The 12719-nt window shown below is 70.7% G+C and carries 12 protein-coding genes; 10 read left to right on the top strand and 2 right to left on the bottom strand.

The window, feature by feature from the left end; translation table 11 throughout:
* Nucleotides 1–19: 19 nt before the first annotated feature.
* On the bottom strand, nucleotides 20–628 hold the full coding sequence (locus tag IQ292_RS04705; protein ID WP_203309151.1) for an NAD(P)-dependent oxidoreductase: 609 nt from the start codon (nucleotides 626–628) through the stop codon (nucleotides 20–22).
* A 253-nt stretch (nucleotides 629–881) separates the two neighbouring features.
* Between IQ292_RS04705 and IQ292_RS04700 the strand changes: the two genes are divergently transcribed.
* Nucleotides 882–1256, top strand: coding sequence for a winged helix-turn-helix transcriptional regulator (locus tag IQ292_RS04700; protein ID WP_203309359.1), 375 nt, complete (start codon nucleotides 882–884; stop codon nucleotides 1254–1256).
* Between the two features lie 114 nt (nucleotides 1257–1370).
* Here IQ292_RS04700 and IQ292_RS04695 read toward each other — a convergent pair whose 3' ends face one another.
* Entirely contained in the window at nucleotides 1371–2267 is an 897-nt protein-coding gene (locus tag IQ292_RS04695) for a flagellin N-terminal helical domain-containing protein (RefSeq protein WP_203309150.1), read from the bottom strand.
* A 276-nt stretch (nucleotides 2268–2543) separates the two neighbouring features.
* On the opposite strand from IQ292_RS04695, the gene IQ292_RS04690 reads away from it, so the two are divergent.
* The 9 genes from IQ292_RS04690 to IQ292_RS04650 all read left to right on the top strand — a co-directional run bounded on the left by IQ292_RS04690 (nucleotide 2544) and on the right by IQ292_RS04650 (nucleotide 12716).
* A complete protein-coding gene (locus IQ292_RS04690) occupies nucleotides 2544–3872 on the top strand; it encodes a sigma-54 interaction domain-containing protein (protein WP_203309149.1) in 1329 nt (442 codons plus the stop codon).
* On the top strand, nucleotides 3869–4240 hold the full coding sequence (gene fliE / locus IQ292_RS04685) for a flagellar hook-basal body complex protein FliE (protein WP_203309148.1): 372 nt from the start codon (nucleotides 3869–3871) through the stop codon (nucleotides 4238–4240). Before IQ292_RS04690 ends, fliE begins: the two co-directional genes overlap by 4 nt.
* Before the next feature lie 6 nt (nucleotides 4241–4246).
* Nucleotides 4247–5944, top strand: a complete 1698-nt coding sequence (gene fliF, locus IQ292_RS04680) for a flagellar basal-body MS-ring/collar protein FliF (protein ID WP_203309147.1) — start codon at nucleotides 4247–4249, stop codon at nucleotides 5942–5944.
* Nucleotides 5941–6951 carry a flagellar motor switch protein FliG gene (gene fliG / locus IQ292_RS04675; RefSeq protein ID WP_203309146.1) on the top strand — a complete coding sequence of 337 codons (1011 nt, stop codon included), beginning with the start codon at nucleotides 5941–5943 and terminating at the stop codon, nucleotides 6949–6951. The genes fliF and fliG overlap by 4 nt, the downstream gene beginning before the upstream one ends.
* Nucleotides 6944–7714, top strand: coding sequence for a FliH/SctL family protein (locus tag IQ292_RS04670; protein WP_203309145.1), 771 nt, complete (start codon nucleotides 6944–6946; stop codon nucleotides 7712–7714). Before fliG ends, IQ292_RS04670 begins: the two co-directional genes overlap by 8 nt.
* Before the next feature lie 11 nt (nucleotides 7715–7725).
* Nucleotides 7726–9054 (top strand): FliI/YscN family ATPase, encoded by a 1329-nt coding sequence (locus tag IQ292_RS04665; protein WP_203309144.1) that lies wholly within the window; start codon nucleotides 7726–7728, stop codon nucleotides 9052–9054.
* On the top strand, nucleotides 9047–9463 hold the full coding sequence (locus IQ292_RS04660; RefSeq protein ID WP_203309143.1) for a hypothetical protein: 417 nt from the start codon (nucleotides 9047–9049) through the stop codon (nucleotides 9461–9463). Before IQ292_RS04665 ends, IQ292_RS04660 begins: the two co-directional genes overlap by 8 nt.
* Before the next feature lie 72 nt (nucleotides 9464–9535).
* The gene (locus IQ292_RS04655) at nucleotides 9536–12061 is read left to right on the top strand and encodes a flagellar hook-length control protein FliK (protein WP_203309142.1); all 2526 of its coding nucleotides are present in this window, start codon (nucleotides 9536–9538) and stop codon (nucleotides 12059–12061) included.
* 34 nt (nucleotides 12062–12095) lie between these two features.
* Nucleotides 12096–12716: a flagellar basal body-associated FliL family protein gene (locus IQ292_RS04650; RefSeq protein ID WP_203309141.1), complete on the top strand. Its 621-nt coding sequence runs from the start codon at nucleotides 12096–12098 to the stop codon at nucleotides 12714–12716.
* Nucleotides 12717–12719: the final 3 nt, after the last annotated feature.

The following is a 12719-nucleotide window of genomic DNA, read 5'->3' as shown; positions in this document are numbered from 1 at the left end:
CGGCCGCCCCCTGGCGCGATCAATAGCCGACGGTGAAGCGCGCGCGCACGTGCGCCGGGCGCTCGATCTCATCGGCCATGGCGATCGCGAAATCGGCGAAACTGATGCTGCTGCCGCCGGCGTGGCTCAGCAACGTGTCGCGTCCCAGCCGGAACACGCCGGTGCGCGGGCCCTCGAAGAACAGCGCCGATGGCGACAGGAACGTCCAGTCGAGATCGTCTGTTGCGCGGAGCGCGTCCAGGAAAGCGGCGCCGCTTTCCGATTCGGCCCGATACTCCGACGGGAAATCCGGAGAATCGAGCAGACGCACGCCCGGCGCGACCTCGAGGCTGCCGGCGCCGCCGACGACGAGGTAGCGCTTGACGCCGGAAGCGCGCACCGCGTCGATCAACGTCGCGGCCGGTAGGGCGACGAACAGCACCGCACTGACAACGGCATCATGGCCGGCGAGGCGGGCCGCAAGCGCCGCGGAATCGGCCGCGTCGACCGCGACCGGCGTGACGCCCTCGATACCGTCAAGCGGCTCCGGCTTGCGTGCGAGCGCCGTGACCCGGTGGCCGCGCCGCGCGAGCTCCCGAACGATTTCCGATCCAGCGCGTCCGGTAGCGCCGACGACAGCGATATTCATGGTCGAACATCCCAAGGTGGTTTCCAATGGAAACCAGGTAGCGATGAAGCTATGCGGTGAAAAGAAGGCACCGCCGATCCACCAGGTGACGCTTAGGAAACCCGTCATGTCCGCCGCATCCGGGCCGATCGCGCCCCCAGCTCCAGCCCCCGCTTCCGGCTTCGCCCTTGCCACGCCGCCACAGGCGCATCCGCGCGCGGCGGCCGCCGCCCCGCCCGATCCCGCCGCGCCGCGAGCCGGGACGGTCGCGACCATGCCGTCCGGCGATGCTCGCGATCCGCACTGTCCGACCCGGCAGGTGCTCGATCGCATCGGTGACAAATGGGCGGTGCTGATCCTGCTGCACCTTGCCGACGGCCCACGCCGGTTCAACGCGCTGCGCCACACGATCGGCGGCATTTCGCAGAAGATGCTGTCGCAGGTGCTCAAGAGCCTGGAGCGCGACGGGCTGGTCGCGCGCACCGTCTATCCGACGACGCCCGTCGCGGTGGACTATGCGCTGACCGGCCTGGGCGAGGGCCTGATCGACAGGCTGCGCCCGGTCATCGGCTGGGCCGAGGCCAATGTCGGCGCGATCATGGCAGCGCGCGCCGCTTTCGGCGCAGAGGGTGTGCCGCCCCCCGCCTGACGCGCGAAAACCCCGGTGGCGAACCACCGGGGTTTCCTTGCCCGCTCTCCTTGGGGGAAGAGCCGGTCCGTCGGCGCCGGAACCCTTGGGGGGCGGTGCCGGCGCCGCGCCGGATTACTGGAGCAGCTTGAGCACGCCCTGCTGCGACTGGTTGGCCTGCGCCAGCATCGCGGTCGACGCCTGGCTGAGGATCTGTGCCTTGGCGAGCGCGGTCGTCTCGGTCGAGAAATCCGCGTCTTCGATGCGGCTCTTCGCATCCGTCAGGTTGGTCGCGTTGGTGGTCAGGTTGTTGACGACCGACTGCAGACGGTTCTGCGAGGCGCCGAGGCTGGCACGGGCGGTGCTGACGGTGGTCAGCGCCGAGTCGATCGTGGCGAGCGACGAATTGGTCGCGGTCGTCAGATCGACCGAGGTCGCCGCGGTGATCGTCGTGTCGGTCGTCAGCTTGGTGATCGACAGGTCGACCGCGTCGGTGCTGTTCGCGCCCGCCTGGATGCGGAAGGTGCTGGCAGTCGGCGTCGGCGTCGGGGTCGGGGTCGGGGTCGGGGTCGGCGTCGGCGTCGGCGTGGGAGCCGGGGTCGGAGCGGTCACCGAACCATCGAACAGCTTGTTGCCGTTGAACTGCGTGTTGGCGAGCGTCGACGTGATCTGCGTCTGGAGCGCGGACGCTTCCTGCTGCAGGTTCGCCTTGTCGCTGGCGCTGTAGGTGCCGCTGGTCGCCTGCACCGCCAGTTCGCGGATGCGCTGCAGCATGTTGCTGACTTCGCCCAGCGCGCCTTCCGCCGTCTGCGCCAGGCTGATGCCGTCGTTGGCGTTGCGGATGCCCTGGTTCATGCCGCGGATCTGGGCCGACATGGTGTTGCTGATCGCGACGCCGGCCGCGTCGTCCTTGGCGGAGTTGATGCGCTTGCCGGTCGACAGGCGCTCCATCGAGGTCTGCAGCGCGCTGCTGGCCGTGGCGTTGGCGTTGGTCGCACGCAGCGACGCGATATTCGTGCCGATGACAGTCATGTGAGGTCTCCTTTGCTACGGCCTTCCCGCCGCCCCCTTCAGCGGAGGGCCGAGCCGTCAAAGGGGATAACGGCCGTGCAAATCGGGGTTTTAGGAGAAAAATCGCGGCATCGTCCTGCCGCCGGCATCGTCATCGCCCCCCATAGAAAGACCACGCGCGCGCGCGCATCGCGCCGCCGGCACGCGCGCCCGGAAATATTTTGCCGGGCCGGCTGCCGCTTTAACGGGGCATTTACCACTACTGCCGCATCTAGGCTGCATCCTTGGGGGATAGCCATGCGTTCGATTTTTCCTTCCGCCGCCGTGTCGGGGCGCCGTTACGCACTCGTGTCGAGCCTGCGGGCACAGGGTTTCACGATCGGCAGCACCGATTCGGCCCGTCCGGCGGCGTCGGACATGTTCCTGATCGCCGACGGCGAGGTGCCGCCGGCGCCGGCGCGGACGGTCGTGCTGGGCGAGGACGGGCAATATGTCGTTCCCTCGACCGACGGCAATCCGGCGCGAATCGCCTTCGGGCCGAACGACACCGCGGTCGGCAACGGCTTCGTCCGCGCGCTGCTCGCCGGGCCCGACACCCCCACGGCCGCCGATCCCGAAAGCCTGGCGCTGCTGGCGCTGGCCGAACGCGTCGCCCAGGCCGACATCACGGTGCTGATCAACGGACCGACCGGCACCGGCAAGGAAGTGCTGGCGCGCGCGATCCACAACAAATCCCCCCGCCGCAACGGCCCGTTCGTCGCGATCAACTGCGCGGCCTTGCCCGAGACGATGCTGGAAGCGCTGCTGTTCGGCCATCAGAAGGGCGCGTTCACCGGCGCGTCGAGCGGCGGCGAAGGCTTCTTCCGCGCGGCCGACGGCGGCACCATCCTGCTCGACGAGATCGCCGAAATGCCGCTCCAGCTGCAGGCCAAGCTGCTGCGCGTGCTGCAGGAGCGCGAGGTCGTGCCGATCGGCGCCAGCCAGCCGGAGGCGGTCGACGTGCGGGTCATCGCCTGCGCGAACCGCGACCTGCAGGGCGAAGTGGCCGCCGGCCGCTTCCGTGCCGACCTCTACTACCGCCTCTCGGTCTTTCCGCTCGCCACCAAGCCGCTCGCCGAACGGCAGCAGGACATTCCCGCGCTCGTCGCGACGATGATCCTGCGCCACGCCGGCACGCGCCAGATCGTGCCCTGGCCGACGCGCGAGGCGATCGAGACGCTGGTCAACCACGAATGGCCGGGCAACGTCCGCGAGCTCGAGAATGTCATCCAGCGCGCGCTGCTGTTCGCCGGCGGCGACACGATCGACGCCAGCCACATCGTCTTCGACCGCCCGATCAGCTTCACCTTCCACCAGACGCAGCCCGCGCAGGTCGTGCAGCTGCGCCCGCCTGTCGCGGCCGCTCCGGCCGAAGCCGCGACGCACGGCGCGGTCACGCTGGGCAACGTCGTTCAGATGAGCGAATTCCAGGCGATCCGCGAAACGCTCGCCGCCTGCGGCGGCAGCCGGATCGAGACGGCGCGCCGCCTCGGCATCTCCGAGCGCACCCTGCGCTACCGCCTCGCCAAGGCGCGCGAGCAGGGCGAGGATCTCGCCCGCCCCGCTAGCGTCGCGGTGTCCGCATGAGCGGCGTGTCCGGCGTCGGCGGCGCGATGGGCGTCGACCGGGTGATGGCGCTGCGCGCGCAGATCCTCGAACGCAATCAGGCGCTCGCCCGCGCCGGTTCGGGCGCCGGTGTCGACGGCGCGCAGGCGACCGGCGGCGCGGCCAAGCCGGCCAGCTTCGCCGACTCGCTGCAGGACGCGCTGAAAAGCGTCAACGAGGGCCAGAACAAGGCCAATGCGCTGTCCGAAAGCTACGAGCGCGGCGAGACCGTCGACATCGCGAAGGTGATGCTCGCCCGTCAGCAGGCATCCGTCGGCTTCGAGGCGACGCTGCAGGTCCGTAACAAATTGCTGTCCGCCTACAAGGACATCATGAGCATGCCGGTGTAACGCGCGATGAGCACTGCCCTCACCACCACCACGCCATCGGCGAACGCTCTGCCCGAGAAGTTCGCCAACCCCTTCCTCCAGATCAAGGGCGTGCTGGCACAGCCCGCGGTGCGCCGCAGTCTGCCGATGGCGATGCTCGTCGGCCTGATCGCCGCGGCCGCGCTCGCCTGGATGACGCTGTCGACGCCGACGCAGAAGACGCTGTTCACCAATCTGACCGATGCCGACAAGCAGGCGGTCACCAGCGCGCTCACCCAGGCGGGGATCAACAGCCGGATAGACGACGGCACGGGTGCGCTGACGGTCGACGAGGACAAGTATAGCAAGGCGCGGATGCTGCTCGCCGGCCAGGGCCTGCCAAAGGCGGCGCCGGGCGGCTATGCGATCCTCGACCAGCTGCCGATGGGCGTGAGCCGCGCGGTCGAAGGCGAACGCCTGCGCCAGGCGCGCGAGACCGAGATCGCCCGCTCGATCGAGGAGATCGACGCGGTCGCCGAGGCACGCGTCCACCTCGCCATGCCGGAATCGTCGGTGTTCGTCCGCGACAACGCCAGCCCGTCCGCCTCCGTCATCATCAAGCTGCAGGGCGGCCGCGCGCTCAGCGACGCGCAGGTCCAGTCGATCATCAACCTCGTCGCCTCTTCGGTGCCGGGGATGAAGCCGGAAAGCGTTTCCGTGGTCGACCAGATGGGCGCGCTGCTGTCCAAGCCCGGCGGAGCCGGGGCGACCAGCGACAGCGACAAGCGGCTCGAGGTGCAGCGCCAGACGGAATCCAAGGTCCGCCAGCAGCTGACGCAGCTGCTCACGCCGCTCGTCGGCGTGGGCAATTTCACCGCGGAGGTGCAGGCCGACATCAACCTGGACGAGACCCAGGCGACGCGCGAAAGCTACGACAAGCAGGGCGCGCTGCGGGCCGAGACCGGCAACTGGACCGGCAATCAGGCGCCCTCGCCGGCGACGCCAGGCGGCATTCCCGGCGCGCTCAGCAACACGCCGCCGCCGGCCAGCCAGCTGTCGACGCCGCAGCCCGCGAACGGCGCGAGCGGCCAGCCCGCGACACCGGATCCGGCGCCGACCCCCGGCGGCCCAGCGCCCAATCCGAACAAGCAGACCGACAGTTTTCAGCGCGCCTATGACCTCGGCAAGGAAGTGTCCGTGACGCGCAACGCTCCGGGGACGGTCAAGCGCCTGTCGGTCGCCGTGCTGCTCCGCGATCCGGCCACCGGCAAGCGCAGCGCGATGGAGATCGGCCAGATCACCGATCTCGTGAAGAGCGCGGTGGGCTATGATCAGGGTCGGCAGGATCAGGTGACCGTGATCAGCCGCAAGTTCGCCGACCCGGGCGACGTCGCGACATCCAAATGGTACGACAATGCCTGGCTGCCGGTGCTGGCGCGCAACGCGACCGCGATCGTCATCGCCCTGCTCGTCCTGCTGCTCGGCGTGCGTCCGCTTGCCAAGGGCCTGATGAAGAAGCGCGAGGAAGCCACGCCGGGCGCGCTGCCGATGGGTGCGGCGGATGGTGACACGGCCGCGGCGCTCGCCGCGGAGGGGATCACCGTGCATCACCCCGTCGGGCTTGAGCGGCTCGCGGAAAGCCAGAACATCGACGACCGGATCGGCGCGGTGCGCGGCTTCACGCGTGACAATCCCGCCCGCGCCGCCCTCGCGTTGCGCGACATGATGAAGGCGGATGCGAAATGAGCGACGTCGCAACCGCCCCGCGCAACTTCACCGGCGTCGAACGCGCCGCCGTGCTGATGATGCTCGTCGACGAGGAGGAAGCCGCGGCCATGCTCCAGAAGCTCGATCCCGAAGAGGTCCGCGAGCTGGGCGCCGCGATGCTCAACGTCGCCGACGTTTCCGAGGAAGAGATGGCGAACGTCCTCGACGACTTTACCGGCAAGGCGCGCGATCGCACCGGCATCTCGTTCGATCCCCGCCCCAAGGTGGAGGCGGTGATGACGCGCGCGCTCGGCGACGAGAAGGCAGGCAGCATCCTTGCCCGGATCACGCCGCCCGACGCGGCCTGCGGCCTGGAGATTCTGAGCTGGCTCGATGCCCCGGAGATCGCGGCGATGATCGAGAAGGAGCATCCCCAGATCGCCGCGGTGGTGATCGCCAACCTTGATCCGGCGGTCGGCGGCAAGGTGCTGGAACAATTGCCCGAAGGATCGCAGCCCGACATCCTGCACCGCATCGCCAAGCTCGGCCCGGTCAACCCGGACGCGATCGACACGCTGAAGACGCTACTCGCCAACCGGCGCGGCGGCGGCGGAGCCGGACTGACGCTGGGCGGCACGCGCGAGGCCGCGAAGATCCTGCAGGGCGCGCGCAAGGCCACCGAGCAGCGCGTCATGCCCAAGCTGTTCAAGATCGACAAGGATCTCGCCAAGGCGATCGAGGAGGCGATGTTCGTCTTCGACAATCTGCTCGACATGGACGACAAGAATCTCGGCACGCTCATCCGCAATGTCGACGGCGACGTCCTGTCGCGCGCGCTCAAGGGCGTGGACGAGGCGGCACGCGAGCGCTTCCTGGGCTGCATGTCGGCGCGCGCCGCCGACGGCATCCGCGACGAGATGGAAGCGCGCGGCCCGATGAAGCTCGCCGAGGTGCTCGACGCGCAGAAGGTGATGATCGCCATCGCACGCAACCTGGCCAAGGACGGCACGATCATGATGGGCGGCGGAGACGACGATTATGTCTGACGCCTTCGCCTCCGGCGCCCGCCCGTCGTCGCCCGCCAGCTTCGTCGCCGGCTTCGCGGTGCGGCACGACACGCCGCCGCACCTGCTCGCCGCCGCGCTGTCGCCGACGCCGGGCTTCACGCCGCGCGACATGTGGGACCGTATCGCGCGCGAGATGGCGGACGATTCGCCGGTCAGGCCGAAGCATTTCAGCCCCGCAGACGGCGGCGGCACGGGGCGGGCGACCGAAGGCTGGGACCCGCTCGACGCATCCGCCGAACCGACGCCGTTCATCGACCCGGTCGAGACCGCGCATGCGGCCGGCTATGCCGAGGGGCTGGCGGCCGCCGCCGCTGCTGCACGCGAAAGCGGCGACCGGGACAAGGCGCTGCTCGTCGAGCTTGCCGCCGCGCTCGCCAATGGCCATCAGCTCGACCGCGAGCGCATCGCCCGCCAGCTCCGGCAGACGGTGATGCTGCTGGTGACGCGACTGGTCGGCGAGACCGGCGTCGCCGCGGAGGTGCTCACCCGTCGGATAGAGGCCGCCGCCGACCTGCTTGCCGATGCGAGCGAATCGGCGATGCTGCGCCTCAACCCCGCCGACGTGGCGCTGGTGGAGGGCAATTTGCCCAAGTCGATCTTCGCGATCGGCGACGCGGCGGTGGCACGCGGCAGCTTCGTGCTCGAAAGCGCCTCCACCCTCGTGGAGGATGGTCCGGAACTCTGGCTCGAGCAGCTCGCCGAAGCGATCGACCGCGTCCCCGTTCCCCCCACCGCAGCCTGAACCGCAGATCGATGCTCAACCGCTTCACGGCCGACTATCTCGACACGCTCGGCATCGCCGACTTCCGTCCTGCACCAAAGGTATCGGGCCGCCTCGCCTCCTATGACGGCCTGCTGATGGAGGCGGTCGGCCTGTCGCTGCCGGTCGGCACGGTCTGCGAGATCGGCGGACACGGCGACAGCAAGGTCGAGGCGGAGGTGATCGGCTTTCGCGGCGGTCGCACGCTGCTGATGAACCTCGGCGGCCCCGCGCCGCTGCTGCCCAAGGCGCCCGTACGCCCGATCGGCCCTCCCGGCGAGGCGGAGGTCGGCGCGGCGCTGCTCGGTCGCGTCGTCGACGGTGCCGGTCGGCCGATCGACGGCCTGGGTCCGATCCGCGGCGCCGGGCGCTGGCCGTTGGCGGGCAAGTTGCAGTCGCCGCTCGATCGCGGTCGGGTTCTGGAGCCGCTCGACGTCGGCGTGCGCGCGATCAACGGCCTGCTGACGATCGGCCAGGGCCAGCGCGTCGGCATCATGGCCGGGTCGGGCGTCGGCAAGTCCGTGCTGCTCGGGATGATGGTCAAGGCCGCCAAGGCCGACGTCATCGTGATCGGCCTGATCGGCGAGCGCAGCCGCGAAGTCGCCGACTTCCTAGAGACCAAGGTGGCCGGGGCCGCGCGTGCGCGGTCCGTGGTGGTCGCCGTGCCCGCGAACCACTCGCCCGTGCTGCGCATCCGCGGCGCGCTGCGCGCCACCGCGATCGCCGAGGCGTTCCGCGCCGAAGGCAAGAAGGTCCTGCTGATCATGGACAGCCTGACGCGCGTCGCGCACGCCGGGCGCGAGATCGGATTGGCGCTGGGCGAACCGGCCAGCGCGCGCGGCTATCCGCCGTCCGCGATCGCGATGCTGCCCAACCTGATCGAACGTGCGGGCACCGACGTGACCACGGGCGGATCGATCACCGCCATCTATACCGTGCTCGCCGATGGCGACGACGGCAACGACCCCGTCGTCGATTCGGCTCGGTCGATCCTGGACGGGCATATCGTGTTGAACCGCCACCTCGCCGAGCGCGGCGTCTACCCGGCGATCGACATCGGCCCCTCCGTCAGCCGCGTGATGACCGACATCGCCCATGCCGACCATTTGCGCGCCGCGCGCGTGCTGCGCCGCCACCTGGCGACCTACGAGGAGAATCGCGACCTGGTGCTGATGGGCGCCTATCGCGCCGGCGCCGATGCCGCGATCGACGCGGCGATCGCCTGCCACCCGGTGGTGATGGAGTATATCAAGCAGGCGGCCGACGAGACGGTATCGCTCGACGACGCCGTCGCGGAGCTGACGGGCGTATTCGGTGCCTAACGCCAAGAAGCTGCGTCGCATCCATCGGGTGCGCACGCTCCAGCTGAATCTGGTCCGCGCCGAAGAGGTGCGCGCGCACGAAAAGCATCACAGCGAGACGCAGCTCGCCGGTCGCATCCAGGCGCTCGCCGACGCCGTCGCGCCGGTGACGAGCCAGACCGGCGGGGCCGCGATGCTGGCACAGGCGCATTTCCGCGAGCGGCTGCACCAGTCGGCCAGTGCCGCACAGGCGCGCGTCGAGATGGCCGGCCACCATGTCGCACGCGCGGCAGAGGCGACCCGCGGCGCGAAGCGCGATCAGACCGCCGTCGAAAAGCTGCTCGACCGCGCGCGGGTCGCCGCGCTCGGCAAGGAGATGCGCGCGCTGGAGGAGGCACCGCCCCCGCCGCGGCGCTGGCAGCCGGATTAAAACGGCACGTTTCTTGCTGATGATCGGATCGAGAGCCGGCTTGCCGGTGCCCCAGCCGATACGAGCGCTATCATGATCCAGCCTGCCGCCGCCTTGCGAACGACCGCCCCCGGCCTTGCCGTGGCCGGCGCCGCACCGGGCGACGGCGCGGCTTTCGGGCTGTCGATGCTGGCGATCGGCGCGGATCTGGTTCCCGCCACCGCGCCGGCCGCCGAGCCGGCAGCCGGCACGCCGACCGTGTCCGGCAAGGCCTTGCCGGTTTTGCCGACGATTGCCGGTGGCGTCGATCCGGCGCTCGACTGGCTTGCGGCGGTCCATCTTCCCGTGCCCGCCCCCATGGCCCCCGCCGACATGCCAGTGCCGCCCGCGCCGTCGCCGGCGGGCGCCGCCGCGCCGACGACCACGGCACGACTGACGGCCGCGGCGCCGATCAGCGCGCCATCGGCACCCGCGATCGATACGGGCGCGCCGGGGCTGCCGTCGCGCCCTGCCGTGCCATTGGCGGCGATCCGGTCGACCGCCTCCGCCGCCGCCATGGTGACGGCGGCGTTGGCATCTCCGCTCGACGCGAACGCCGCAAGCGACACCGACGCGATCCAGGAACCACGACCGGCGCCGCGCCAGGAGATCAAGGCGGACCTGCCGATGCGAATCGCGCAGCGCAAGGCCCTTCCGCCTCGCACCTCCGGCGGACCGGCGTCGTCCGAGCCAGCGGCGGACGAGAGCGACGTGACGGCCGAGAGCGTATCCGATCGCGGCGATCCCGTTCCGGACCCGCCGCCCGCTGCCGCCGAACCGTCCCGTCCGCCGTCGTCGGAGCCCGATACCGGCACGACGACCGCCCCCGTGACACCGCGCGCCGCGTCCCGGCAGGCGGCCGTGACGCCCAACGGCGAAGCCGGTCGCTCCCGGCGTGGCGGACCGGCAGCACAGCCGCCTGCCGGCCTCCCCGATACCCCGTCGCGGCAAGCGGCCCCGAAGGCGGGTGCCGAAGCGGGACACATATTGTCCGAGGCGATCCAGCCTGATCCGGCCGCGACACCCATCGCGCCGGTACCGCCATCGCCCGCCGCCCTCGCGCCCCGCGCGGCCGACCCTGCCGCTTCTGCAGCGCGCGGAGACGTGGCGGTGCCGAACGGGGCAGGACGCGCGTCCACCCCGCTCGCCGCCGCATCGCCCGTCGATCGCCCCGCGGCGACGGCAGGATCCGGCAACGCCGCGCGCGCCGAGGCGGCAGCCGACAAGGAGGTCCAAGGGGGCGGCCGCGACGCGTCGGACCTGCGGACGACCGTCGACGCAACCGCCCCCGCTGCCGCGTCGGTCGCCGTACCGTCCGCACCCTCGATCGATATGGCGACGCCCGACATGGCCCCACCGGAGGCGGCACGCGGTACCGCCGCACTGGTACAGGAGAACGTGGCGCAGGGCAGCGCGACTAACCACCCGACATCGCAGCCGACACCGACATCCGCCGCGACGCCGGCCACCGCACCGCCCGCGACAGCGACGACCACGGTTCCCGCCGCGAATCCGTCCGTCCCCGGTATCATGCCAAGCCCGGCGACATCCGCTGCCGTCCGCGGAAAGCCACCAGCCTCGCCGCGTCGCGGCGATAGCGTCATCGATGCGCAGCGAGCCACACCCGTGGCAGCGCCGTCGACCGGCGTGCCCGCCCAGGTGACGACGGCTGCCAAGGCTGCGATGCCGGCACCCGCGCCGCTGGCCGCGCAGGCCGACACGCCGCCGACCGCCCGTGCCGCACCCGCTGGCACGAGCCCCGCCGCATCCGTCGACAGCAGCATCGCCGCAGAGGCCAGCGCACCGTCCGCGGGCAGCACGACGGAGCCTCGACGGGCGATGTTCACCCGCGAAGTCGCCGGTCCGCCGGCCCAGGCGGTCGCGCTCGCGCCCAGTGCCGCGCCCGCTGCACGGCCCTCCGCGGGGGTCACCGCGCCGGCGGCCCAGGTCTTCGGCGCCGCCATCCATGCGGCGCAGAGACAGGAAGACGGGCCGGCGGCGCTACCTGCCGCGATCGCCACGCCGCTCGCCACGCCTGTCCAGCAGGCCACCGCGCCGATCGCCGCGGATGCGCGACCGACACTCGACATGCGCCAGGAGCGCTGGCCGAACGCGATGATCGACCATATCGAGACGCTGCGTGACGCGGCGGATGCCTCCAGCACCCGGATCCGGCTCGTCCCCGACGCGCTCGGCACGATCGACATCGCGCTGCGCAAGGACGGCGACACGCTCCACGTCCATTTCGCCGCGGATCAGGCGTCGACGCGCGCGCTGCTGCAGGATGCGCAGCCCCAGCTCGTCCAGGCGGCCGAGCAGCGTGGCATCCGGCTCAGCGAAACGCAGGTCACCGCCGGCGGCAACGCGGCCGGCGGTCAGACCGACGATCGCCCGCGGGGACAGCCGGAGCAGCCGCGCGGATCGGCGGAGCCGACGCGCGGTTCCGCCATGCAGTCCGGCGAAGGCCAGCAGCAATCCCGCCAGCAGGCGCGGCGGACCCCCGACGCGCCCCTGCCCAACCGCACACCGCGCGACCGCGGTTCCGATGAGGCGGAGGCCGGCAGTGGCCGCCTCGCCTGATTCCCCTCCCCATTTCCCGAAGGACTGACCCACGATGAGCGACAAGCCCGAAGCCGATGCGCCCAAGAAAAAGGGCGGCAAGAAGAAGATGCTGGTGATGATCCTTGGCGTGCTCGTCCTCCTCGGCGGGGGCGTCGGTGCCGGTGTCTATGCCAGCAGCAGCGGCCTGATCGGCGGACACGGGGCCGCCAAGGCGGAGGACAATGGCCCCAAGCTCGTCCCCAAGTCGGAGCAGAAGCGGCCCAAGGAGGGCGGCGAAGGCGGTCATGGTGGCGGTGAGAGCGGCGGCAGCGCGAGCGGCGGCAAGCATCCGCCGTCGGGCGGAGGCGGCGACCGTTATGCCTCCAATTATTTCACGATGGATCCTTCTTTCACGTCGAACCTCAAGGATTCGGTGCACATCGTCCAGATCGGGCTCGCCGTCTCGACGCCCTATGACGACACCGTGATCGAGAATCTGAAGACCAACGACATCGCGGTCCGCTCCGCGGTGCTGCTCACGCTCGGGGATACGCCGGAAGACCAGATCTTCACCAGCGAGGGCAAGCAGCAGCTGCAGGGTCGCCTGGCCAAGGCGATCAATGCGGTTCTCGAGCAAAAGGAGGGATTCGGCGGGATCAGTAACGTTTACTTTACCAGTTTCGTTGTTCAGTGACGG

The sequence above is a fragment of the Sphingomonas beigongshangi genome, assembly GCF_016820445.1.
GTDB lineage: Bacteria > Pseudomonadota > Alphaproteobacteria > Sphingomonadales > Sphingomonadaceae > Sphingomonas > Sphingomonas beigongshangi.
The sequence above is the reverse complement of the archived record's forward strand: the minus strand, read 5'-3'. Positions and strand labels throughout refer to the sequence as shown.

Coding starts and splice junctions, on each gene's coding strand:
- fliE (WP_203309148.1), top strand. CDS start 3,869: ATGAGCGGCGTGTCCGGCGTCGGCGGCGCGATGGGCGTCGACCGGGTG.
- IQ292_RS04700 (WP_203309359.1), top strand. CDS start 882: ATGCCGTCCGGCGATGCTCGCGATCCGCACTGTCCGACCCGGCAGGTG.
- IQ292_RS04705 (WP_203309151.1), bottom strand. CDS start 628: ATGAATATCGCTGTCGTCGGCGCTACCGGACGCGCTGGATCGGAAATC.
- IQ292_RS04650 (WP_203309141.1), top strand. CDS start 12,096: ATGAGCGACAAGCCCGAAGCCGATGCGCCCAAGAAAAAGGGCGGCAAG.
- IQ292_RS04665 (WP_203309144.1), top strand. CDS start 7,726: ATGCTCAACCGCTTCACGGCCGACTATCTCGACACGCTCGGCATCGCC.
- IQ292_RS04690 (WP_203309149.1), top strand. CDS start 2,544: ATGCGTTCGATTTTTCCTTCCGCCGCCGTGTCGGGGCGCCGTTACGCA.
- fliF (WP_203309147.1), top strand. CDS start 4,247: ATGAGCACTGCCCTCACCACCACCACGCCATCGGCGAACGCTCTGCCC.
- IQ292_RS04655 (WP_203309142.1), top strand. CDS start 9,536: ATGATCCAGCCTGCCGCCGCCTTGCGAACGACCGCCCCCGGCCTTGCC.
- IQ292_RS04695 (WP_203309150.1), bottom strand. CDS start 2,267: ATGACTGTCATCGGCACGAATATCGCGTCGCTGCGTGCGACCAACGCC.
- IQ292_RS04670 (WP_203309145.1), top strand. CDS start 6,944: ATGTCTGACGCCTTCGCCTCCGGCGCCCGCCCGTCGTCGCCCGCCAGC.
- fliG (WP_203309146.1), top strand. CDS start 5,941: ATGAGCGACGTCGCAACCGCCCCGCGCAACTTCACCGGCGTCGAACGC.